21 protein-coding genes are annotated in these 21,848 nt (G+C 69.2%); 10 read left to right on the top strand and 11 right to left on the bottom strand.

The features are described from left to right. Window position 1: 1 nt before the first annotated feature. Both GPX89_RS04090 and GPX89_RS04085 read right to left on the bottom strand, forming a co-directional pair. Window positions 2-199, bottom strand: a complete 198-nt coding sequence (locus GPX89_RS04090; RefSeq protein WP_328601488.1) for a DUF397 domain-containing protein — start codon at window positions 197-199, stop codon at window positions 2-4. Then, the gene (locus GPX89_RS04085; RefSeq protein WP_157355213.1) at window positions 196-1,077 is read right to left on the bottom strand and encodes a helix-turn-helix domain-containing protein; all 882 of its coding nucleotides are present in this window, start codon (window positions 1,075-1,077) and stop codon (window positions 196-198) included. Before GPX89_RS04085 ends, GPX89_RS04090 begins: the two co-directional genes overlap by 4 nt. 370 nt (window positions 1,078-1,447) lie before the next feature. Between GPX89_RS04085 and GPX89_RS04080 the strand changes: the two genes are divergently transcribed. Continuing rightward, window positions 1,448-1,642: a hypothetical protein gene (locus GPX89_RS04080; RefSeq protein ID WP_157355212.1), complete on the top strand. Its 195-nt coding sequence runs from the start codon at window positions 1,448-1,450 to the stop codon at window positions 1,640-1,642. A gap of 10 nt (window positions 1,643-1,652) precedes the next feature. On the opposite strand, the gene GPX89_RS44290 is transcribed toward GPX89_RS04080, so the two are convergent. The 3 genes from GPX89_RS44290 to GPX89_RS04065 form a co-directional block, all read right to left on the bottom strand. Next, window positions 1,653-4,343 (bottom strand): serine/threonine-protein kinase, encoded by a 2,691-nt coding sequence (locus tag GPX89_RS44290; RefSeq protein WP_328601487.1) that lies wholly within the window; start codon window positions 4,341-4,343, stop codon window positions 1,653-1,655. 69 nt (window positions 4,344-4,412) lie between these two features. Continuing rightward, window positions 4,413-5,072, bottom strand: coding sequence for a response regulator transcription factor (locus GPX89_RS04070; RefSeq protein WP_328601486.1), 660 nt, complete (start codon window positions 5,070-5,072; stop codon window positions 4,413-4,415). Window positions 5,073-5,164: 92 nt separating this feature from the next. Further along, window positions 5,165-6,379, bottom strand: a complete 1,215-nt coding sequence (locus GPX89_RS04065) for a sensor histidine kinase (protein WP_157355211.1) — start codon at window positions 6,377-6,379, stop codon at window positions 5,165-5,167. A 166-nt stretch (window positions 6,380-6,545) separates the two neighbouring features. Here GPX89_RS04065 and GPX89_RS04060 point away from each other — a divergent pair, with 166 nt between their 5' ends. Both GPX89_RS04060 and GPX89_RS04055 read left to right on the top strand, forming a co-directional pair. Then, complete coding sequence (locus GPX89_RS04060; protein WP_157355210.1) at window positions 6,546-7,343, top strand: hypothetical protein; 798 nt, start codon at window positions 6,546-6,548, stop codon at window positions 7,341-7,343. Between the two features lie 287 nt (window positions 7,344-7,630). Beyond that, window positions 7,631-8,941: an alpha/beta-hydrolase family protein gene (locus tag GPX89_RS04055; protein WP_328601485.1), complete on the top strand. Its 1,311-nt coding sequence runs from the start codon at window positions 7,631-7,633 to the stop codon at window positions 8,939-8,941. Here GPX89_RS04055 and GPX89_RS04050 read toward each other — a convergent pair. The 3 genes from GPX89_RS04050 to gatC all read right to left on the bottom strand — a co-directional run bounded on the left by GPX89_RS04050 (window position 8,902) and on the right by gatC (window position 12,885). Then, window positions 8,902-10,857: an ADP-ribosylglycohydrolase family protein gene (locus GPX89_RS04050; protein WP_407939318.1), complete on the bottom strand. Its 1,956-nt coding sequence runs from the start codon at window positions 10,855-10,857 to the stop codon at window positions 8,902-8,904. The genes GPX89_RS04055 and GPX89_RS04050 overlap by 40 nt on opposite strands. 262 nt (window positions 10,858-11,119) lie before the next feature. Then, entirely contained in the window at window positions 11,120-12,589 is a 1,470-nt protein-coding gene (gatA, locus tag GPX89_RS04045; RefSeq protein ID WP_157355208.1) for an Asp-tRNA(Asn)/Glu-tRNA(Gln) amidotransferase subunit GatA, read from the bottom strand. Beyond that, entirely contained in the window at window positions 12,586-12,885 is a 300-nt protein-coding gene (gene gatC, locus GPX89_RS04040) for an Asp-tRNA(Asn)/Glu-tRNA(Gln) amidotransferase subunit GatC (protein ID WP_033087118.1), read from the bottom strand. Before gatC ends, gatA begins: the two co-directional genes overlap by 4 nt. A gap of 243 nt (window positions 12,886-13,128) precedes the next feature. On the opposite strand from gatC, the gene GPX89_RS04035 reads away from it, so the two are divergent. The 3 genes from GPX89_RS04035 to GPX89_RS04025 all read left to right on the top strand — a co-directional run bounded on the left by GPX89_RS04035 (window position 13,129) and on the right by GPX89_RS04025 (window position 15,026). Further along, on the top strand, window positions 13,129-13,779 hold the full coding sequence (locus tag GPX89_RS04035; protein ID WP_328601484.1) for an ACT domain-containing protein: 651 nt from the start codon (window positions 13,129-13,131) through the stop codon (window positions 13,777-13,779). Between the two features lie 233 nt (window positions 13,780-14,012). Further along, window positions 14,013-14,477: a hypothetical protein gene (locus GPX89_RS04030; RefSeq protein ID WP_157355207.1), complete on the top strand. Its 465-nt coding sequence runs from the start codon at window positions 14,013-14,015 to the stop codon at window positions 14,475-14,477. Window positions 14,478-14,501: 24 nt separating this feature from the next. Continuing rightward, window positions 14,502-15,026, top strand: coding sequence for a hypothetical protein (locus GPX89_RS04025; RefSeq protein WP_157355206.1), 525 nt, complete (start codon window positions 14,502-14,504; stop codon window positions 15,024-15,026). Window positions 15,027-15,159: 133 nt separating this feature from the next. Here the strand turns inward: GPX89_RS04025 and GPX89_RS04020 are convergent, their stop codons facing one another. Together GPX89_RS04020 and ligA are read right to left on the bottom strand one after the other, a co-directional pair. After that, a complete protein-coding gene (locus tag GPX89_RS04020; protein ID WP_157355205.1) occupies window positions 15,160-15,675 on the bottom strand; it encodes a GNAT family N-acetyltransferase in 516 nt (171 codons plus the stop codon). A 152-nt stretch (window positions 15,676-15,827) separates the two neighbouring features. Next, window positions 15,828-17,906, bottom strand: coding sequence for an NAD-dependent DNA ligase LigA (gene ligA / locus GPX89_RS04015; protein WP_407939317.1), 2,079 nt, complete (start codon window positions 17,904-17,906; stop codon window positions 15,828-15,830). Window positions 17,907-18,038: 132 nt separating this feature from the next. Between ligA and GPX89_RS04010 the strand changes: the two genes are divergently transcribed. From GPX89_RS04010 to GPX89_RS04000, 3 genes are all read left to right on the top strand, one after another. Continuing rightward, complete coding sequence (locus GPX89_RS04010) at window positions 18,039-18,458, top strand: PPOX class F420-dependent oxidoreductase (protein WP_157355204.1); 420 nt, start codon at window positions 18,039-18,041, stop codon at window positions 18,456-18,458. Between the two features lie 127 nt (window positions 18,459-18,585). Then, the gene (locus GPX89_RS04005; RefSeq protein WP_407939316.1) at window positions 18,586-19,827 is read left to right on the top strand and encodes an AAA family ATPase; all 1,242 of its coding nucleotides are present in this window, start codon (window positions 18,586-18,588) and stop codon (window positions 19,825-19,827) included. A gap of 51 nt (window positions 19,828-19,878) precedes the next feature. Continuing rightward, window positions 19,879-20,292, top strand: coding sequence for a hypothetical protein (locus GPX89_RS04000; RefSeq protein WP_157355200.1), 414 nt, complete (start codon window positions 19,879-19,881; stop codon window positions 20,290-20,292). 15 nt (window positions 20,293-20,307) lie between these two features. Here the strand turns inward: GPX89_RS04000 and GPX89_RS03995 are convergent, their stop codons facing one another. Next, window positions 20,308-21,153 (bottom strand): SAM-dependent methyltransferase, encoded by an 846-nt coding sequence (locus GPX89_RS03995; RefSeq protein WP_157355198.1) that lies wholly within the window; start codon window positions 21,151-21,153, stop codon window positions 20,308-20,310. 121 nt (window positions 21,154-21,274) lie between these two features. Between GPX89_RS03995 and GPX89_RS03990 the strand changes: the two genes are divergently transcribed. After that, entirely contained in the window at window positions 21,275-21,829 is a 555-nt protein-coding gene (locus GPX89_RS03990; protein WP_157355196.1) for a TetR/AcrR family transcriptional regulator, read from the top strand. Window positions 21,830-21,848 lie beyond the last annotated feature (19 nt).

Raw genomic sequence — 21,848 nt, 5'->3', positions numbered from 1 at the left:
CTCAGTAGTCGAACTGTCCCTCGGCGAGGGCGTCGGTGAAGCGATCCCAGACCGCCGGCGCGAAGACCAGCGCCGGGCCACCCGGGTTCTTGCTGTCCCTGACTCCGACACCGCCGGATAGGAAGGCGACTTCCACGCACTCCTTCGCGCCGGTGCTGCGAACGCTCTTGAACCACCGGACGCCGGGATCGACGGTCACGTCGCGTACTCCTTAGCTGCCCTCCGGAGGAGGTCTCTGCTGGTCGTCTCGTCCAGCGCGGCGCGCTGAATCGCTTGGTATGCCTCGCGGTACCGGTCGACCGCGGCCTGCTTCTCGAGATAGAGGTCGCCGAGGAAGTTCTCCAGGTAGACGACCGTGGGTTCGACGGGCCGGTTGCCGGCGTCCCGGCCGAATTCCAGGATCACGAACGGGCCGACGGTGTGACCGATCGGCACGCCCGCCGCAAAGGGTAGTACACGCACAGCGATCGTCGGGAGAGTCGACAGGTCCGCGAGGCGCCGCAGTTGCGCGGCCATCACGCGCGGTCCGCCGACAACGCGACGTAATGCGGTTTCGTGCACCACGACATCGAAGGAGGCGGGACTTCGCTTGCGCGTCAAGAGGCTTTGACGACGCATCTTCAACTGCACTCTGCGGTCCAGTTGGTCGCTTGCAGCATCCGGCCAGTAATCGTTGATCAACACCCGGGCGTAATCGGCGGTCTGCAGCAGGCCCGGAATGATCTCCGGCTGGTAGGAGATGAGGGCGCGGGCCGAAGCCTCCAGGCCCACATACACATTGAAACCCTCGGGGATCAGATCGTCGTATTCGTGCCACCAGGACTTGACGCTGGCTTGTTGCGCGAGACCGCTCAGGGCGGAGCTGAACTCGTCGTCGAAGTCGTAGATGCGGCACAGTTCCCGGACGTCGAGCACCCGGATCTTCTCCGCGTTGCCGGTTTCGAGTCGCTGCAGCTTGGACTCGCTCCACTCCATCAGCGCCGCGGCCTCGGCAATCGTCATATTGCACTGCATCCGGCCTTCGCGCAGATATCGCCCCAGCTGACGACGCGGCAAAGTCGAATCATGCTCGGACATCGAATCCTCCCCCACGAAGGCTGTTTTCGGTCACTGCGAATGATGCTCCCACGCGATATGAATGCTGACCTGGAGCTTTCGGAAAGTTTCCCACCGCACCGAGGGTTCGATTGTCGGTTCGCCGAAACGGTGCTGGACTGGAGTCGCGCCCGGTGAGAACCGGAGCCCTGATATCTCTGGACCCACTCGTCCCCGAGCCGGGCGCACCCACTCTCCCCTCCCCCGAAACCTGACCAGGCGTGACAACGCGGTCGATACCGTCGTGGTGCGCGAGGATTCTCGCTAGGCTGACCTGAGGCCCGGCGCGAGTGCGCCGCATGCCGAGCACCAGCACCGGACCGCGAACTGTTCAGCCCCCTGCGCTGCCCCGGTGGACACCATGATGTATCTCTTCGACTGCACGATGGACCCCGGCGACCTGGGCCTACCCCAGGCCCACCAGGCCATGCAGATCCACAAGTTCTGCACCGTGGACAACTGCCTCGTCCGCCGCCGCGCGCGCCAAATCCTGGTCGACAAGGGCCAAATGGTGCTGGGCACCCGAGCCCCCTACCCCCGCACCTGACGCCCCCGCCCTACCCCGAAACCACCACCACCGCGACAACGACCATCAACACCAGCACCGCCACCGCCAGCCCCAACACCACCAGCGCGGTCACCTGCGAAGCCTCCGCCCGCTGCGACGTCGGAATCAACCCCGGCCCCACCGGATTCGGCCCGAACTGCCCAGGCCCGCCATACCCCGGCCCACCGGGCATCCCGCCATAACCTCCGTACCCCGGCTCCCCGCCCGCGCCCGGTATCCCCATCCCTGCCGGCTGGCCAGACCCGGGCGCCACACCCGACTCACCCGGCGCCGCCCAATCGGACGCGTCGCCTGAAACCGACTCGGACTCACCGGACTCCGCCACACCCTCGGCCGACGTCGCACCATCACCGACCTCGACCGCCCCCGCGGGCACGAAGGCACCCGAGTCCGGATGCCTCGAAGCCCCACCCGATTCCCCGTCGCCGCCGGCACCACCGGCCGTGCCGGGACCGTTCCCCACGACATCCGCACCCGCGCCGCCCACGGCAGCCACGCCCGGTGCGTCCTCGGCCGACTCTCCGCCCCGCACAACGGCTCCCGGCTTCGCCATGGCCGCGTGAGCATCCGCACCGCCACCGGTGTCCGCGGCCTCCCCGGACAATTCATCCTGTGCGGCCCCTGCCGACTCTCCGCCCGCCCCGGCGTCTCCCGACCGCGCCTCAGCGGCTTGCGGCCGCACATCGGACGCTGCGCCATGCTGCGCAATCGGCTGTGCCAGCACGGTCATCGGCTCGGAGATCATCTCCTCGAAGCCGGGCGAGCCAACCATGCCACCCTGACCTCGCTCCACCGCCGAGTCCGCTTCGTCCGTTTCCCCGATATCCGACCGTACCGATGACGTGCCGTCCGACGTGCCCGACGAATCCTCCATCGTGGCTTCGGTTCCCGCGCTCGCCGGCGTGACGGCACCGGTGTGCCCGGATCCACTGCGAGCCGCTCCACCAGGCGCGGCGTCCTCGGCGGCCCCCCGGCCGATCGCGGCACCACCCGGCTGCGGCAGAACCTGAGCGCGCCCCTCGGCCGAATCCTCCTGCTGCCCTGCCGAGACAACCGGCTGCGGCACGATGTCGGTCGGCCGCCGCGACGGGTCGTCCGGCACGCCCGCGGGCTGCGGACGGTATGTCGGGCCGGATCCAGCCTGCTCCATCTCCGATGCGGGCGGGCGATACGTCGGCGCGGATCCGACGTGCCCGGCTTCCGGGTTCGGCTGTTGCTGTGCCGGAGTGGCGGATTGCGGTCCGACAGTACCGCCGGCCCGTGGATGGGGCGGGGATTGGGGTTGCGGCGCAGGGTAGTTGGCGGCGGGTTCTTGGGTGGATGGATACGGCCGGGCGGTCGGTCCGGAATTGATGCGCTCGGTGTCGCCGGATGGCCGCTGCGGGAGCCAAGTCGGCTGCGGGGGCACGGGATACAGCGGCGTACCGGCGGACGGGGGCTGGGGCGGCGTGGGGTAGATGGGCGGAACGCCCTCTGTGCCCTGGGGATACGGGCGCGCGGTGGGGCCCGAGCCGGCCCGATCCGGGTCCTGCGCGGGCGGCTGTGGCGCGGCAGGTTGTTGTGGGGGTGCGGGGTAGCCGGAGGGAGCCGGGGCGATCGGTTGCGGCTGTGGCGCAGGGTAATTCGGTGCGGGGGCCGGGATGGGCTGTTGAGGTGGCTGGGCCGAGGGTTGCGGTGGGGCGGGGTAGTTCGAGGGCTGCTGGGGGGCCGGAGCGGGGTAGCCCTGGGGAGGGGACGGGTAGCCGGGGGACGGGTAGGGCTGGGCGGCAGGGTAGTTGGGTTGGGGGGCGTGGGGATTGGGGTAGGTGGGGCGGAGTTGTTGTTGGAGGGCGGGGTGTTGGGCGGGGGGACCCGAGAGGGCCTGGCGAGCGGCCTTGGCGAAGGCGGTGCAGGTGGGAAAGCGGTCGGTGGGGCGTTTGGCCATGGCCTTGGTGAGGACCGCGTCCATGGCCGGGGAGAGGCCGGGGCGGCGCAGGCTCACGGGGGGTGGGAGGAGTTGGAGGTGGCCGCGGATGAGTTCGGCGGGGTGGGGGGAGTCGTAGGGGCCCGCGCCGATGAGGAGCCAGTAGAGGGCGCAGGCCAGGGAGTACTGGTCGGTGGTGGGGTCGATGGGGGCGCCGGTCATCTGTTCCGGGGAGGCGTAGGCCAGGGTCGCGGTGAACATGCCGGCCTGGGTGAGGTGAGTGGAGTCCTCGCGCAGGCGAGCGATACCGAAGTCGGTGAGGAAGACGCGTTCACCGTGACCGCCGACGGCGCGGGCCAGAATGATATTGGCGGGCTTCACATCCCGATGCAGGACACCCATGCCGTGCGCGTAATCCAGTGCGTCGGCGACGCCTTCGATGATCTGGACCGCGCGCTCGGGCGGCAGGGTCCCGACATTCACGCTGGCGGCGTCGATACCGTCCACGTACTGCATGGAGATCCAGAGCATGTCGTTCTCGGTGCCCCGGTCGTACACCTCGACGATATTGGGGTGGTCCAGCCGCGCGACCAGATCCGCCTCGCGTTCGAACCGGGCGCGGATCTCCCTGTCCGCGTACAGTTCCCGATTCAGCAGCTTCAGTGCCGTCAACTTGCCCAGGCGCGGATGCCGGGCCAGATACACCGAGCCCATTCCACCCTGACCGAGCAGCCGTTCGACGGTGAACCCGGCGAACACGTCACCGCTATTCAGCACTGTCTTTCGACCCCCTTCCGGTGACGTACAAGTCCGTGAGCCTACCCGTCGAAACGTCGTCGGGGCAGGTCAGCCCGGGGTCACCAGTCCGGATTCGTAGGCCAGCACCACCGCCTGCGCCCGATCGCGCAGGTTCAGTTTGGTGAAGACCTTCGACACGTGCGTCTTCACGGTTTGTTCCGCCACGAAAAGACTTTCGGCGATCTCGGCATTGGACATGCCGCGCGCCACCAGTTCCAGCACCTCGCGCTCGCGCGGGGTGAGCACCTCCAGCTGCGGCGTCGGCGCCCGCCGGGTCCGGCGGCTGGTCACATCGGCGATGAGCCGCCGCGTCACGGTCGGCGCGAGCAGCGCGTCACCGGCGGCGACCACCCGCACCGCGCGCACCAGCTCCTCGGCGGGCGCGTCCTTGAGCATGAACCCGCTGGCCCCGATGGTGAGCGCCTCGTAGACGTAGTCGTCGATATCGAAGGTGGTGAGCATGAGCACCCGCACCGGCGGCTCGAATCCGGCCGACAGGATCGCGCGCGCCGCGTCCAGTCCGTTCATCTCCGGCATGCGCACATCCATCAGCACCACATCCGGGCGCAGCCGCTTCGCTTCGGCCACAGCGATTTTCCCGTCCGCCGCGTCCCCGACCACGCTGATATCGGGCTGCGCCGCCAGCAGCGCCCCGAACCCCTGCCGCACCATCGCCTGGTCGTCGGCGATCAACACGGTTATCGCCACAATCCCACCTCACGCACGCCCTCGAGTTTGCCATGCCGGGAAGCGAACGGCCGCCACGACGACAACTTCGCACCCCCGGCCCCGCGGACGGGTCAGTGTGGGACGGCGGCGGTCGCGATGGGAGCGAGGGTGAGGGGTAGCTGGGCGTGGACCTCGAAGCCGCCGTCGGGGCGGGGGGTGGCGGTCAGGACGCCGCCGACCGCCGCGGCACGGGTCTGCATGCCCGCGATACCGCTACCGGAGGTGGAGGAGGCGGGGTGGTCGCCGGGGCGGACCGCGATGGCACGGTCGTTGGCCACCTCGAGGGTGAGCTCGGCCCCGCAGGCGATGCGTACCCGCACGGCCGCGCCCGGCGCGTGCCGCGAGGCATTGGCCAAGGACTCCTGCACGATTCGGTACAGGGCCAGGCCCGTCGTCTCGGGCACCGCCTCGAGTTCGCCGTCCACGGTCCAGGTGATCGGCACGCCGGCGCGCAGCGCGCCTTCGAACAGTTCCGGGACGTCGGCGGCGCGGGGTTGCGGCGCGTGCTCGGGCAGCATGCCGTCGCTGCGCAGAACACCGAGCATGCCGCGGATCTCATTGAGCGCGGCCCGCGCGCCGGTGCCGATGGACTCGAATTCCGCACGGGCGTCCGGGGACAGCCCGCTGATCCGGTACGGCGCGGTCTGCGCCTGCACCACCACCATGGACATGTGGTGGGCCACCACGTCGTGCAGGTCGCGGGCGATGCGCGCCTTCTCCTCGAGGATCGCGCGGCGCGCCCGCTCGAGTTCGGTCTCCTCCTCCGACTTGAGCAGCGCCTGCCTCGACACCGCGACCCAGCGGACGAGCAGCCCGAAGATCACCAGCCCGGTGATGGCCAGCGGCCACCCGAAGCCGGATTCGGCGAAACTGTCGCCGGTCTGCGCCATGGTGGTGGCGAACAGCAGCGAGGTCGCGATCCACACCACGCCCACCATCCGGATGGGCGCGCGCACCGCGACCGCGAAGACCATCGCGAACAGCACCAGGATGTGCACGACCTGGAACGGGATGGTGTTCCCCGGCTGATTCGGGACGGCCAGGGCGATCATCAGCGCCGACCCGGCCGAAACCGCCCATCCCAGTAATGGGTTCACGCGTAGTAGGAGAATCGGGAACGCGGCGAATCCGGCGATGAACGGCGCGGCGGCCGCCGGCACCTTGTGTGTGAGATGCAACGTGGGCCACGCCACCGCGATGAAGATCACCGCGAGCAGCAGCGTCAACCCGTCGATCACCTGTCGTGCCCGTGCCGAACGGGCCTGCCCAGACAACTTTCCGACCATGGCTACGACGGTAGAGACCGCGCGCCGCCCGCACCTCATACCCCCGGGTGATCTAGTACCCCCTACCCGGGTACGAGACCGGGCCCGCCCTCCCCCGCCTCGCCCACCCGGGAACGGCCCCGCAGGCTGACGCCCAGGTCGAGGCCCGATTCCTAACTTCGAAGCCATGAGAGCGTTCCCGATCTCCCGCCGGATTTCGCCCCGTTCCCCCCGCGCCGCGACCCCCGCGCAGCCGACCCGCTCCCGCTGGGACCGGCCCTCCCGCTACGCCACGCTCGCGGTGGCCGCCGCCATCGCGTGCTCGGCCGGGGTGGCTTTCGCACCGGACGCGGGCGCGGCCGCTCCGGCCCCCGTGCAGCCGGAGAATGCCGCGGCACGGGCCGGAATCCTGGAATCGGTTGCCGCGCAACCGGATCCCACGGTCATCCCCGAGGACTTCGTCGCCACGGCGGGCTACCGCCCCGTGGTCGAGAACGGCATGCTCGTCAACCCCAACGGTGACTGCTCTTCCCCCGTCCCCCTCCCCGCCGAGTTCGACCCGGCCTGCAAATCCCACGACCTCGGCTACGACCTGATCCGCTACGCCGCCGCCCACGGTCAGCCCCTCGGCCCCTGGGCCCGCCAGGTCGCCGACGCCGGTCTCGAACGCCGCATGCACGCGGCCTGCGAATCCCGCGACAACGCCGTCTCCCGCGCCCGATGCCAATTCATGGCGAGCGTCGCCACCACCGCCGTAGACCTCAACTCCATCCGACAGGACTACGGCAACCCCATCTACGAGCCCTTCTTCGAGCACTCGGGCAACCTGCCCTCCCCGGCCACCCTGGCCCTGTCCGGCATCGGTCTCACCGTCGGATTGGCGATCGGGGCAACGATTCTCGTCCGCTGCACCCGCTCCCACCGGGAGATCACGCTCCCCGCAACCGGGTTCGCCCCATCCGCCGACGCGGCGGTGGCACTATGACCCGCTCGCCCGAGATCTCCCTGACGAAGGCGAGACACGTCGATACGGGACATCCCGCCGAACTGGCCGGCTCGGATGCGCCCAACACCGGTTCGGCCATCGGCCGCCCACGGCCCGACCAGGATCCAACGGACCCGGCGTGGGTGCCCGTGCCACGATCACGAATGCGGTTCGGCCGGACGGGAATCCATGGCGGACATCCGGCCGGTTCGGCGCTGCCCGGCGCTGCCGCCGGATCGGGGAACGACCGGTTCCGGTGGCGGTGGGCCGCACCGCGGGTCCCTCGAGTGGGGACCAGTGTGGCGGTGGCGGGCGGGACGATCGTTTCGCTGGCGCCCGGGCTGCTGCCGCGTACACCGTCGGCGCAGGCGATTCTGACGGCGCTGCTGGTGCTGATCGGGCTGGGGGTGGCCGCGATCATTCGAATGGTGTTGCGGTGGACCCGGTTCGGGATCGTGCACCTGACGCGGGCCCGGGTGCCGGCGTTGGTCGTGGCGGTGGCGCTGACCGGAGCGGCGCTGGGTTATGCCCAGCACTGGCAGAACACCTTGCGTGCCGCCATGGGAGTGAGCGGAATAGGACCGGGGTACTGGGCGCAATGGCTGGGCTGGACGGTGCCGCTCGTCGCGGTAGTGGTGGCCGTCGTGCGCGGGGTGCGCTGGGTGGTGCGGCGGTTGGGACCGATGCGCGGTGTGGCGGCGGGGGTGGCGTTGGTGGTGGCCATGCAGGTGGTGATCGTGCCGAGCGTGGTGGAGTGGCGGCAGGCGGCGTACGCGGCGGCCAATTCGTATGTGGATCCGGGGCTGGTGCAACCGGATTCGCCGACCCGGTCGGGAAGTCCGGTGTCGATGGCGAGCTGGCCCTCGCTCGGGGCGCAGGGGCGGCGTTTCGTGGCGGGCACGCCGGCGCGGACCGTGCGCGTCTATGTCGGATTGAATTCCGCGCCCGATCTGGATTCCCGGGTGGCGCTGGCGATTCGGGAGCTGGAGCGCACCGGCGGGCTGCAGCGGCGCAATCTCGTGGTGACCGTGCCGACCGGGTCCGGCTGGATCGACGGGGATGCCGCGAAGGGACTGGACGCGCGCTTCGGCGGCGATGTGGCGCTGGTCGGGTTGCAGTACTCGGACGCGCCGAGCTGGGTCACCTTCGTGTTCGGCCGCAGCGCCGCGGAGGAATCGGCGCGAGCGCTGTTCCGGGCCGTGGAGCAACGGATTTCACGCTTGCCCGATCCGCCGAAGCTTTACGTCTACGGTCAGAGCCTGGGCGCGCTCGGCGGCAGTTCCATCTTCGGCAGCGACGCCGAGCAGGACGCGCGCACCTGCGGCGCGCTGTGGGCGGGCCCGCCCGCCGGGCAGGTGCATCGCGGCCGCGCGGCGGTGCTGGCCAATGCCTCCGACCCGGTGGTGCGCTGGTCCCCGTCCCTGCTGTGGCGCGCACCGGATCTCACCGGCACCCGCCCGGACGCCCCGGTCCCGCACTGGTTTCCGGTGATCAGCTTCCTGCAGACCACCGCCGACCTCTTGGGCGCGCTCGATGCCCCGCCCGGTCACGGCCACCGCTACGGCACCGACCAGGGCACGGTGCTGCCGGGCTGCTGAGCGGCGCCGCGGAATTCGCGGGAGAAGTCCGCGGCCAGGCGTTCGATGGCGGCCGCCGCGTCGAGCCGGGCGCGCCAGATTTGCGGAATGGCGTGCACACCGAGCCGCGTGCCCAGGATCGCGCCGCAGATGGCCCCGGTCGAGTCGCTGTCCCCGGAATGGTTGACCGCCAGCAGCACCCCGTTGCGGAAGACCTGTTCCGGTGTGCCGCCGACATTCTCGGCGCACACCGCCGCGCAGACCCCCAGCGCCAGCGCCTCGGAGCCGATGACACCGCTGCCGAGCCGCTCCAGAATCTCCGGTGACGGCATCGGCCGCCCGCGGAAGGCCACCGTGTCGGCCAGCCGGACCGCCGCGTCGAGCGCCTGCGTGGTCTCCTCGTGATCGCGATGCCGGATCAGTTGCGCCCGCGCCTGTTCCGCCGCCCCGCGCACGTCCAGCCCCCGGCACAGCCCGAACACCATGGCCGCCAGCGCGCCCGCCGGCAGCCACCCGCTCGGATTGCCGTGTGTGAGCGCGCCCGCGTCGCAGGCCAATTCGAAGGCGTAGTCCAGCGAGGGCGTCAATCCGCAGGGCGCGGAGCGGACCACGGCCGCACACCCCTTGGAGTCGTTGATCGGATGTTCGCGGGTGCCCAGCGGCACATCCGGCCGCTGTCGCGCCGCCACCCGCCGCATGGCCGAGATGGTGGTCTGCGTCGGCCCCCGATTGGTCATCAGTTCCGGGTACCCGGTCAGCCCGCTCTGCAGCGGCACCGGCTGCTCGGGCACCGCCTGCCCCTGCCCGCGCAGCCACACCAGCAGGTTCTCCTGGATCATGCCGACGGTGGCGGCCGTCCCGTGCTCGCGCGCGCGGGCGCCGCGGATGATCGCCTCCATGGTGAACAGCGCGAGCTGCGTCTCATCGGAGATGCGCCCCTTGTAGCCGCTGCCCTCCCCGGTGACGCCCGCGATCCCGAAGCGCTGCTGGATGTTCGGCAGCAGCATCGTCTCGATCGGCGCGCCCAGCGCGTCCCCGATCGCGCCGCCGAACAGGCAGCCGAGCACGCTGTCCTCGCGCGGAACCCACGCGGAGGTCTGCGCGCGCGGCCGCCGCACCAGCGAAACCGGTTCGGCCACCGTCTCCCACGCGGTCTGCGCGAATTCGTAGCAGCTCTCGAAGCGGTCGCGCGGATCCTTGGCCAGCGCCTTGCGTAGCACCGCATCCAATTCCGCGGGTAGCTCGGGCCGCAGCTTGCGGGCGGCGGGCGGCGGAGACTGCAGATGCCCGAGCATGACGGTCGCGATATTGGGCGCGTCGAACGGCCCTTGCCCGGTGAGCATCCGGAACAGCGTGCAGGCCAGCGAGTATTGATCCGAGCGCGGCCCCATCGGGGCGGAGGTGAGCTGTTCGGGCGAGGCGTAGGCGAGGGTGGCGTTGAGCATGCCGGTGCGGGTCAGGTGCGCGGTGTCGTCGAGCACCCGCGCGATGCCGAAGTCGGACAGCAGCGCCCGCTCGGTGAATCCGGTGCCGATGCCGCCCGAACGCGACAGCAGGATATTGGCGGGCTTCACATCCCGGTGCAGCACGCCGCGGCCGTGTGCGTAATCCAGTGCGGCCGCGGTCTGCACGATGATCTCGACCGCCCGGTCCGGAGTGAGGTCGTACGGATCGACGGACGCGCAGTCCACCCCGTCCACGTACTGCATGGCGATCCACAGCTGCTCGTCCTCGTCACCCCGGTCGTAGACGGTGATGATGTTGGGATGGTCGAGCTGGGCGATCACGTCGGCCTCGCGTTCGAACCGCATGCGGGTCTCGTTCTCACCGAACATCTCCCGATGCAGCAGCTTGAGCGCGATCAGCCGCGGAAGCCGAGGGTGGCGGGCAGCGTAGACCGAACCCATTCCGCCACGGCCCACTTCGCGCTCGATCACGTAGCCAGCGAAGACCTCGCCGCGTCGCAACATCCCCAAAGAAACCCTTCACACACGACGAACCTGTGCCAGCCTACCGGTCTGGACCGACACGCCGCAGGCATTGAGGTATCGCTTGGAAGTCGACCGCCCGGAACCGGACACGCCGCACCGTCGGAAACGGACACGCCGGACGGACAGCGAACGGCCCCCGCCGGTCGTACCGGCGGGGGCCGAATTCGCTTGCGAGATGCCGTGATCAGGCGGTCTCAGCGGCTCCCGATCAGGCGATCGGGCCGCGAGCCGCCTCGTAGGCCGCACCGACCCGGTACAGGCGGTCGTCGGCCAGCGCCGGGGCCATGATCTGCAGACCGACCGGCATGCCGTCGTCCGCGCTCAGCCCGGACGGCACCGACATGGCGCAGTGCCCGGCCAGGTTGGTGGGCAGCGTGCACAGGTCCGACAGGTACATGGCCAGCGGGTCGTTGACCTTCTCGCCCAGCTTCCACGCGGTGAACGGGCTGGTCGGCGAGACCAGCACGTCGACGGTCTCGTAGGCCTTGTCGTAGTCCTGCGCGATCAGGTTGCGGACCTTGTTGGCCTGACCGTAGTAGGCGTCGTAGTACCCGGCCGACAGCGCGTAGGTGCCGATCATGATGCGGCGCTTGACCTCCGGCCCCAGCCCGGCCTCACGGGTCATGGACATGACCTGCTCGGCGGAGTGGGTGCCGTCGTCACCGACGCGCAGGCCGTAGCGCATGGCGTCGAAGCGCGCGAGGTTCGAGGACACCTCCGACGGCAGGATCAGGTAGTAGGCGGGCAGCGCGTACTCGAAGTGCGGACACGACACCTCGATCACTTCCGCGCCCAGGTCCTTCAGCTGCGCGACCGCGGCATCGAAGGAGGAGATGACGCCGGGCTGGTACGAGTCGGAGTGAAGTTCCTTCACCACACCGACTTTCACGCCCTTCAGATCGCCCTGCGCGCCCTCTCGGGCCGCGGCGACCACCGGCGGCACCGGCACATTGCGCGAGGTGGAGTCGCGCGGGTCGTACCCCGCGATGACCTCGTGCAGCAGCGCGGTGTCCAGCACGGTGCGACCGCACGGGCCACCCTGGTCCAGCGAGGACGCGCAGGCGACCAGGCCGTAGCGGGACACGGTGCCGTAGGTCGGCTTGGTGCCGACGGTCGCGGTGACCGCGGCGGGCTGGCGGATCGAGCCGCCGGTGTCGGTGCCGATGGCCAGCGGAGCCTGGTAGGAGGCGAGCGCGGCGGCCGAGCCACCACCCGAACCGCCCGGAATCCGGTCGGTGTCCCAGGGATTGCGGGTCGGGCCGTAGGCCGAGTTCTCGGTGGACGAACCCATGGCGAACTCGTCCATGTTCGTCTTGCCGAGGATCGGGATGCCCGCCTCGCGCAGCTTGCTGGTCAGCGTCGCGTCGTACGGCGAGACCCAGCCCTCGAGCATCTTCGACCCGCAGGTGGTCGGCATGTCGGTGGTGGTGAAAACGTCCTTGAGCGCCAAGGGAACACCGGCCAGCGGGGAGACGACCTTGCCCCCGGCGACCTGGCGGTCGATCTCGGCGGCGGTGAGCAGCGCCTGCTCGCCGGCGACGTGCAGGAAGGCGTTGATCTCCCCGTCGACCTCGGCGATGCGCTGGATGTGGGCCTCGGTCACCTCGACCGAGGACACCTCACGCGCGTGGATCTTGCCCGCGAGCTCCGCCGCGGACAGTTTCGTCAGGTCTGTCATTCGCCCTCTCCCAGAATCTGCGGAACCATGAACCGCTGCTCCTCGACGGCCGGAGCCATGGCGAGGGCCTGCTCCGGAGTCAGGCAGGGCTGCTCCACATCCGGGCGGGTGACGTTGGTCTCCGGGTTCGGGGACGCGGTGGCGGGCACATCGGCGGCGGCGACCTGCGAGATCTGCGCGACGTGGGTCAGGATGGAATCCAGCTGACCGGCGTACAGATCGAGTTCGTCGTCCGTCAAAGCGAGCCGGGACAGCCGGGCGAGGTGAGCGACCTCGTCCCTGGAGATGGCGGGCACCGCGGGACCCCTTTCGGCATGGTTCGAGCTTGGTGATTGGCCATCCCACAGCCTAGTGGGTGTCCTGCGGCCACCGGTCGCAGGTGTGCGCCAGACCTGGCAACATCAATGTGTAACCGATGGGTAAGTGGCCCGCCTCACAGCAAACCTCCGATTCGATAACCGGGTCTCGAGGGTGTAAGTATTGCGGGACTCGGGTACCCGTCCGAAAGTTTCAGTGGCAAAGGAAAGAAAGGAAGGCACGTGTCCTACCTGCTTCGCGTGCAACTTCCGGATCGCCCAGGAAGTCTCGGATCGCTCGCCCTCGCGCTGGGTTCGGTCGGCGCGGACATTCTTTCGCTGGACGTCGTCGAGCGCGGCGACGGTTTCGCGATCGACGACATCGTGGTGGAGGTGGCACCGGGCGCGCTGCCCGACACCTTGATCACCGCGGCCGAATCGCTGCACGACGTGCAGGTCGATTCGCTACGGCCGTACTCCGGAATCCTCGACACCCATCGCGAACTGGAACTGATCGATCAAGTCGCCAACGCGCGCGACGATCGACTGCAGGTGCTGGTCGACGGTGCGCCGCGCGTGCTGCGGGTGGGCTGGTCGACCGTGATCGATATGGGGCCGCAAGGCGCCTACCGCGTGGTCGGCTCGCAGAGCGCACCCTCGACCCAGGCCGCCTCCGCACCCTGGATGCCGCTGGAGAAGCCGACGGTCCTCGACGGCGAAGGCGACTGGGTGCCGCAGCTGTGGAAGGACATGGACACCAAGCTCGCCGCCGCGCCGCTGGGCAATACCGGCAAGGTGCTGCTGCTGGGCCGTCCCGGCGGGCCGGACTTCCGGCCGTCCGAGGTCGCGCGGCTGGGTTACCTGGCCGGGATCATCGCCACCGTGCTCGGCTGAGTCCTTCCCGCGCACCGCGTTTCACGCCCTCGCCGGATTCCGGCGGGGGCGTTGTCGCGTGACGAGCGTCATGCCGCACCGACCCGCCCGAGCTCACCGCCCTCTTCCTACGGTTCAACTCAGTAGATTCACAGGGTTTACCTACTATTCAACTACGTAGATGATCTACGGTCGTACTTAGTAGATAAGTCACCGACGTGACCTGAACCGGCAAGCAGAGAGGCAAAGAAGCCATGCAGCAAGCCCATCGATCACGCCCGACCCTCAGACGCCTGGGCCTCCTCCTGACCCCGCTCGCGGGCGCGGCCGCCGCCATAGTGGCCGCCGGACCCGCCACCGCGGAATCCCTTTCCAGCGGAACGAGTTCCGCCGACTCGAACTCGGCCGCAACCCTCAGCGGCGGCGGCCTCACCGGTAACGGCCCCTCCGGCGGAACCCCCGGCACCCGGTCCGGCGGCGGCATCATCACCCACGGCGACGACCCCACCGGCCTGCACGCGAGCGATCCCTTCGGCTACTACCACTCCGACATGAATCCCGTTCTGCAGAACCAGCATCCGCGCCAGTCCGAGGACCCCGCCCAGCCCGACCCTCAACCACTGAGCACCCGCGCGGGCAACCCCGCCGCCTGGACCCCGTCCTGGAACGACGACGGCACCGGCTACACCGTCTGCCGCCCGCTCGCGACCTACTGCTGATCAACGCCGATCCAGGGAGCCGAAATGCCCGCCACCACAACCCGAATGCGCCGCGCGGCCGCCGCCCCGATCGCCATCGCCGCCCTGACCGTCGCCGCCCTCCCCGCCACCGCCGAGGCGGCCGAACCCGACCCCCGCAAAACCCGCGCGGCCACCGGATGCCTCTGGGCCGGAAAGAGTTACCCGCAGAACACCACGGTGACCGCAGGCGGCACCACCTTCCGCTGCGGCACCGACACCAGCGGACCCGTCTGGTCGCCGGGTTCACCCACCACCCAGCCCGACACCGTCCCGATCCCCGGCGCGACAACCGCTCCCATCGGCCGATTCAGCCCCGGCGCAAGACAACCCGGCACCAGCTACAACGACTACTGCGTGGGCAACCAACTGATCCCCGGCACGGATGACGTCTACCAGGTCGTCCGAGTCTCCGGCGGCACCCTGCTCTGGAAAGCCGCCCACCCCATCTCCCAGTGGACCTTCTACGGCCCACCCCCCGAACCAACCTGGCGCACCGCCTCCCTCTGCATCGACGGCACCCTCACCTGACCTCGCTCACAACCCCAGTGGGCCACCGAGGTTGGCCGACTCGGCCACCCGGCCGAGCCGGTCCACCGCCCCAAGCTCGTGACCGGTCGAGGCCGGGACATGCCGACGGCCTCGACAACCCAGCTCTGGCCGGTCAGCGACCGATGCCCAGCCGCATGACCGTCAGCGGAAGCCCGGCATCGGTGTGCCAACCCCGTTCCGGCACTTCGACAAAGCCCAGCCGTTCGTACAGCCGCCGAGCGTCCTGCATGGTCGGCATGGTGGTCAGGACGACAGCCTCGAAGCCCTCGACCCGAGCGGTCTCGATCACCCGCTCGACCAGCGTGGTCCCGACCCCGAGCCCCCGCGCGCGCTTGGATACCGCGAGCATCCGGAATTCCAGCTCCCCGGGCCGCGCGATATCGGCGAACGGGGTACCCGGACGGGCGATCGTCAACGAGCCGAGCACCTCGTCGCCGCGCACCGCCACCAGCACCTCCGCCGACTCCGCGCGAGTACCCGTATCGGCAAGCTCCGCGACATAAAGACTCCGCGGATTCACGTGCCCCTCACCGACATACACCTCGACCGTCAGATCCCCGACCGCCGCGAAGTCCCCGGGCTCGGCATCTCGAATCACCACGCCACCGTGTCCCACCGCATCCACCATCACACCGCTACCGCCTTCCACCACATCGACACCGTCTCGACGTCATCACCGCGCCCGACATCACAACGCCTCTCTCGTCCCCGACAATGTCGGCGGACGACGGCGGCGCGGAGGCTTGGCGAGACTCCACCCGCGCCAAGGTCTGTCGCTCGCTAGGACACGGCGTCCGGGCCGCCTTCGAGGAGCTTCACGAACCCTTCCTCGTCGAGGATGGGAACGCCCAACTCCTCGGCCTTGTCCGCCTTGGAGCCGGGAGAATCCCCGATGACCACGAAAGCCGTCTTCTTCGAGACGGATCCGGCCGCCTTGCCGCCTCGGATGAGGATGGCTTCCTTCGCGCCGTCACGGGTGAAGTTCTGCAGCGAACCCGTCACCACGATGGACAGACCCTCGAGATTGCGCTCGATGGATTCGTCGCGCTCGTCCTCCATGCGGACCCCGGCGGCGGCCCACTTGTCGACGATGTCGAGATGCCAAGGCACGGTGAACCATTCGGTGACCGCCGCGGCGATGGTCGGCCCCACGCCGTCGGTGGCGGCCAGTTCCTCGGCCGACGCCTCCCGGATGCTATCCATGCTGCCGAAGGCGGTGGCCAGCGCGCGGGCCGCGGTCGGGCCGCAGTGACGGATGGACAGCGCGACCAGTACGCGCCACAGCGGACGGTCCTTGGCGGCGTCCAGATTCTCCAGCAGCCGTTTGCCGTTCGCGGACAGCGTGCCGTTCTTGTTGGTGAACAGCGTCGTGGTGAGCAATGTGTTCTCGTCGAGAGCGAACAGATCACCCTCGTCGGCGATCGCACCCGACTTCAGCAGATCGATGGCCGCCTCGTACCCCAGCGCCTCGATGTCGAACGCGCCGCGCCCGGCGACGTGGAAGACGCGCTCCCGCAACTGCGCCGGGCAATACTGCTGATTCGGGCAGCGGATATCGGCGTCGCCCTCTTTCGCGGGGGCGAGTTCGGTGCCGCACTCGGGGCAGTGGGTCGGCATGACGAAGGCGCGCTCGCTGCCGTCGCGGGCGTCCACGACCGGGCCGAGCACCTCCGGGATCACGTCACCGGCCTTGCGGATGGTGACGGTGTCGCCGATGAGCACGCCCTTGCGCTGCACCTCCGACGCATTGTGCAGCGTCGCCATGGCCACCGTGGAACCCGCGACGGTGACCGGCTGCATGACCGCGAACGGTGTAACCCGGCCCGTGCGACCGACATTCACCTGAATGTCGAGCAGCTTGGTGGTGGCCTCCTCCGGCGGGTACTTGTAGGCGATGGCCCAGCGCGGCGCGCGCGAGGTCGAACCCAGTCGGCGCTGCAGGCTGAACTCGTCGACCTTGATGACCTGGCCGTCGATCTCGTGCTCGATGTCGTGGCGGTGCTCGCCCCAGTAGTTGATGCGGTCGACCACCGCGTTCGCGCCCTGCACCCGGATCGTGTGCGCGGAGACCGGCAGGCCCCAGGCGGCCAGCGCCCGATACGCCTCGTACTGCGACTCCGGCGCGAACCCTTCCAAGCGCCCGAATCCGTGGCAGATCATGCGCAGCCGCCGCCGCGCCGTCACCGCCGGATCCTTCTGCCGCAGCGAACCGGCGGCGGTATTGCGCGGATTCGCGTACGGCGGTTTGCCTTCCGCGACAATGCTGGCATTGAGCGCCTCGAACTCGGCCAGCGTCATGAACGCCTCGCCGCGCACCTCCAGCAGTTTCGGGACCGGGAAGTCGTCGCTGTGGATCAGCTCGTGCGGAATGTCCTCGATGGTGCGGGCATTGAGGGTGACGTCCTCGCCGGTGCGCCCGTCGCCGCGCGTCGCGCCGCGCACCAGCTTGCCGTCCTCGTAGACGAGGTTGAGCGCGACACCGTCGATCTTCACCTCGCAGACGTAATGGATGTCCGTGCCGGCGTCGGCCTCCACCTTGGCGATCCACTGCCGCATCTCGTCCTCGTTGAAGACATTGTCGAGCGAGTACATCCGCTCCAGGTGATCGACCGGTTCGAACTCGGTGGTGAACCCGCCCCCGACCAGCTGGGTCGGCGAATCCGGGGTGCGCAGATCCGGATGCGCCTCCTCGAGCGCCACCAGCCGGTTGAACAGTTCGTCGAACTCACCGTCGCTGATGATCGGAGCGTCCCGCACGTAGTAGCGGAACTGATGGTCGCGGACCTCCTCCGCCAGCCGCTGCCACTCGACCCGCTCGTCTCCGCTCGCCGCGGTGATCTCCACGCCAGATTCGCTCACACCAGGCACTCTATCCCGCCGCACCGACAGCTTTGATCAACATTCCCGCACGTCGCGCCGTGTTATGCGGGTCGATCACACCCTTGTCGGCGGTCCGGGAACAGTCCCGCAACCGCCCGGGTTCCACTCCATATGGACCTGGCCAAGGCAGTCGATTTCGCGCGCTCCCACCGCAACTCGGTACTGACCACCATCCGTCGCGACACCCGCCCGCAACTGTCGAACGTCACGCATTGGACCGGTGCGGACGGCATCATTCGCGTCTCCATCACCGCCGACCGTGCCAAGTACCACAATCTGCTGCGCGAACCCTGGGCCGCACTGCACATCTCCAGTGACGACTTCTGGTCCTACGCGGTCATCGAGGCGACCGCCGACCTCTCCCCCATCGCCGCCGACCCCCACGACGCCACCGTCGAGGAGTTGATCGCCTACTACCGCGCCCTCTCCGGTGAGCATCCCGACTGGGACGATTACCGCCGCGCCATGGTCGCCGACCGCCGCGTGGTCCTGCGCCTCACTCCGACCCGCGCGTACGGGCTGTCCCGCTGACCCGATTGGCGCACACGGTCATTCGGAAATACTGAAAACGCACCTGTCGCCATCCGGCTGCCGGGCGGCGGAATCGCCCGAATAAGGTGGGTCGCATTTCCGACCCGCTACCGGCAGGATGTCCAGGGTGTTGCGTTCTTTTCAGGTGACGAATCATCGGTCCCTCGCCGAGCCGCAGGAACTGCGGCTGACCCGGGGTAGCGGGCCGGTCGCCACACCGGTCACCGCCGTGTACGGCGCGGCCGCCACGGGCAAGACCGGGCTCATCGACGCACTCGAGAAGATGCGTGACGCGGTGCTGAACTCGGTCACCGGATGGGACCCCTACTCCGGGCCGGTGCGCACCCCGCATCTCGGATTCGCGGACCGCCCTTCGGAATTCGTCGCGAACTTCATCGCCGAGGGCTGCCCGTACACCTACGGCTTCCGGCTCGACAATGCCGACGTGGCCGCGGAATGGCTGCACTCGCACCCGCACAATCGCAAGCGGGTGGTGTTCGAGCGGGCCGGTGACGATATCCGCATCGGGCCGATGTTCGAGGCCGCCCGGTACGGTCTGGGTGCGGTGGTGCCGCTGGTGCGCCCGAACGCATTGCTACTCAGCCTGTCCGGGCAGCTGTACGCCGAACCGCTGGTGCCCGCCTACCGCTGGTTCCAGTCGCTGCTGGAAGTCCAGTGCGGGCAACCGGATACCTCCGAGGTCGCGCACCGGGTGGGGTCGCACATCTCGCGCTCCACCGATCACGCGGTACGCCTGCTCACCCTGCTGCGCGCCGCCGACCTGGGCATCACCGACCTGCTGCTGCCGTCGGACGACCCCATGTACGCCGACTACCTGCGCGACCTGGACACCGATATCGCCTCCACCACAAAGGAAATCGAGTCCTGCAGCGTCTCGGCGAACTACGCCGAGGAGATGTTCCTCGAGCACGGCATCACCGTCACCCTGCTGCAGCGCGAGCTGGCCAACCTCTACGCCGCCCGCGACGCCCTCTACTCGCGCATGGTGGCCCGCCGCGGCGTCGGGCTGGGCCTGTCCCACGAGGGCATCGAGACCGCCTTCGACATCACCGACGAATCCAGCGCCACCCTGGCCATGCTGCGCCTGCTCCCGCCCATGCTCGACGCCCTCGACACCGGCGGCGTGCTGGCCGTGGACGATATCGACGCCGCCCTCACCCCGGAGACCGCCGACAGCCTCATCCAGCTGTTCCAGAACCCCGAAACCAACACCCAGGGCGCGCAACTCATCTTCACCACCGCCAACCGCACCCTCATCGACCGCGGCAACGGGCGCTCCCAGTCCAAACGCACCACGGTCTGGCAGCTCCGCCGCCACGAAGGGGTCTCCGAACTCACCGCCCAGTAACCCGCACCTGGTCGAGCGGGCTCGGACTCCGGCACGCCTAGCATGGGGTTCATGCTCATTCAGCTGATGTTCGTGCTGCTGATCGGCGGCGCGCTGGCAGCCGCGCTGATCTACTACCGCCGCGGCAACGGCGGCGGACGCGCCTTCTCCGGCGACCCGATGCGGGCCGGTCGCAACGACTCCCTCGCGGGCCCGGAGAGCGGCACGCTGCACGTGACCGGCGTGAGCCCCCGCCCCGACGTCCCCGGCGAGCAATACGTCACCATCACCGGCAGCATCTCCGGCCCTTCGGTGGTGGCCCACGAGGTCTACGGCCGCTTCGCCTGGGACACCTTCCAGTGGCCCGCCGTCGGCGACCAGATCCCGGTCCTCTACCCCGCGGGCAAGCCCGACAAATGGCAGCTCGCCCACCCCGGAGCCCGCCCCTACTTCGGCTCGAAGAAGCCGAAGAATCAGGGCTATTGATCCTTCGGCCGACGGTCAGCGGCGGACGGCGGCGATGTTGCCGATGCGGGGGTCGAGGGGGGTGGAGGGGCGGTCGAGGTGAGCGGTCATGTCGTTCCAGCTGCGGAACTCGGTGTTCCAGCCGAGTTCGTCGAGCCAGCGTTCGACGTCGAAGTCGTCGGGCCGGGGTCGCGGGAGGGGCTCGGTGGCGGAGTCTCCGGCGACGAAGGTGCGCAGGTCGCGGTATTGCGGGGCGTCGGGGTCGACGAGCAGGCGGCCCGTGCCGAAACGGCTTCCCGGAGCGGATAGTTCGGTGAGGGTGCGGACCACGCGCTGATTCCAGTCGTTGTTCAGGTATCCGAGCGACCCCTCGTCGACCCAGTAGGTCGGCACGCTCGGATCGAATCCGCTGTCCAGCAGGGTTTTTCGCCAGTCGCCGCCCAGGTCCGCGACGATGACGTGGCGCGGGCAGGTCGGGGTGGCGTGAGCCGCCGCGAGGACGGGCTCCTTGAAAGCGAAGAGTTCGGGCAGGTCGATCTCGTAGACGTGGACGTCCGACGGTAGGTCCATGCGGTATGCGCGGGTGTCCAAACCCGCTCCGAGCAGGACGATTTGGCGGCAGCCCGCCTCGATCGCCTCGCCGAATCGCTCGTCGACCAGGCGGACGCCGATGGTCCGGCCGGGATAGAACTGATCCGCCAGCGCTTCCATCCGCGCCCAGCGTTCCGCGTCGAATCCCGCCTCGGCGGCGGTGACGAACTCCCGCGCGAGCGGGTCGCTGTACAGCCGGTCCTCGCGCTCGGTCTCGCGTGCTCTGATCACGGCGACCCCGATCGCGGTCACGGCTACGCCGTCGACCGGCACTTTCACTGTTTCGGCCATGGATTGCCCCCAATGCAATTTAACTTGCCGCCCGGCTAGATATCTGCCGGTGAGGAAGACGGTAGGCTCTCTCCTTGCCGGGCGTCAAGCAAGATGCACCGAAAAGGCGTGAAGGGATCCGATGGACGGGCGTCGCAGCGATACGCGGGAGCGGATTCGGTCGGTCGCGATGGAGCTGTTCTCCGAACGGGGGTACGAGAAGACCTCGCTGCGCGAGATCGCCGAACGCCTGGGGGTCACGAAAGCGGCGCTGTACTACCACTTTCGGACCAAGGAGGACATCGTCGCGAGCCTGTCGGAGGATCTGCGCGGCGGCATCGACGAGATCGTGCGGTGGGCCGAGGCCACGCCGCCGGGCCGCGAGCGGGCCGCGGAGATCGTGCGGCGCTACGGGGATCTGCTGCACAGTCTCGGCAAGGACATGATCCGGTTCTGGGCCGAGAACCAGCCCGCCTTCCGCGATCTCGGCTTCGGCACCAGCCTGCGCTATCAGTTCCGGGTACTGGCCGACCTGATGGCCGAGCCCAGCCGGGAGCCGATCACCCTCTTCCACGCGCGGCAGGCGCTGCTGACGATCAGCTGGAGCCTGTCCATGATGGGTGATCTGGAGCTGTCCGACGAGGAGAGCAACGCGGCGTCGGTCTCGATCGCCATGGACATCCTCGCCCGCATGTGACCAAACCCGTTGCGGCCCA

It is taken from the genome of Nocardia terrae, assembly GCF_009760405.1.
In the GTDB taxonomy this organism is placed as follows: Bacteria; Actinomycetota; Actinomycetes; order Mycobacteriales; family Mycobacteriaceae; genus Nocardia; species Nocardia terrae.
Note: the sequence above shows the minus strand (reverse complement) of the source record. Positions and strands in the feature narration are given on the sequence as shown.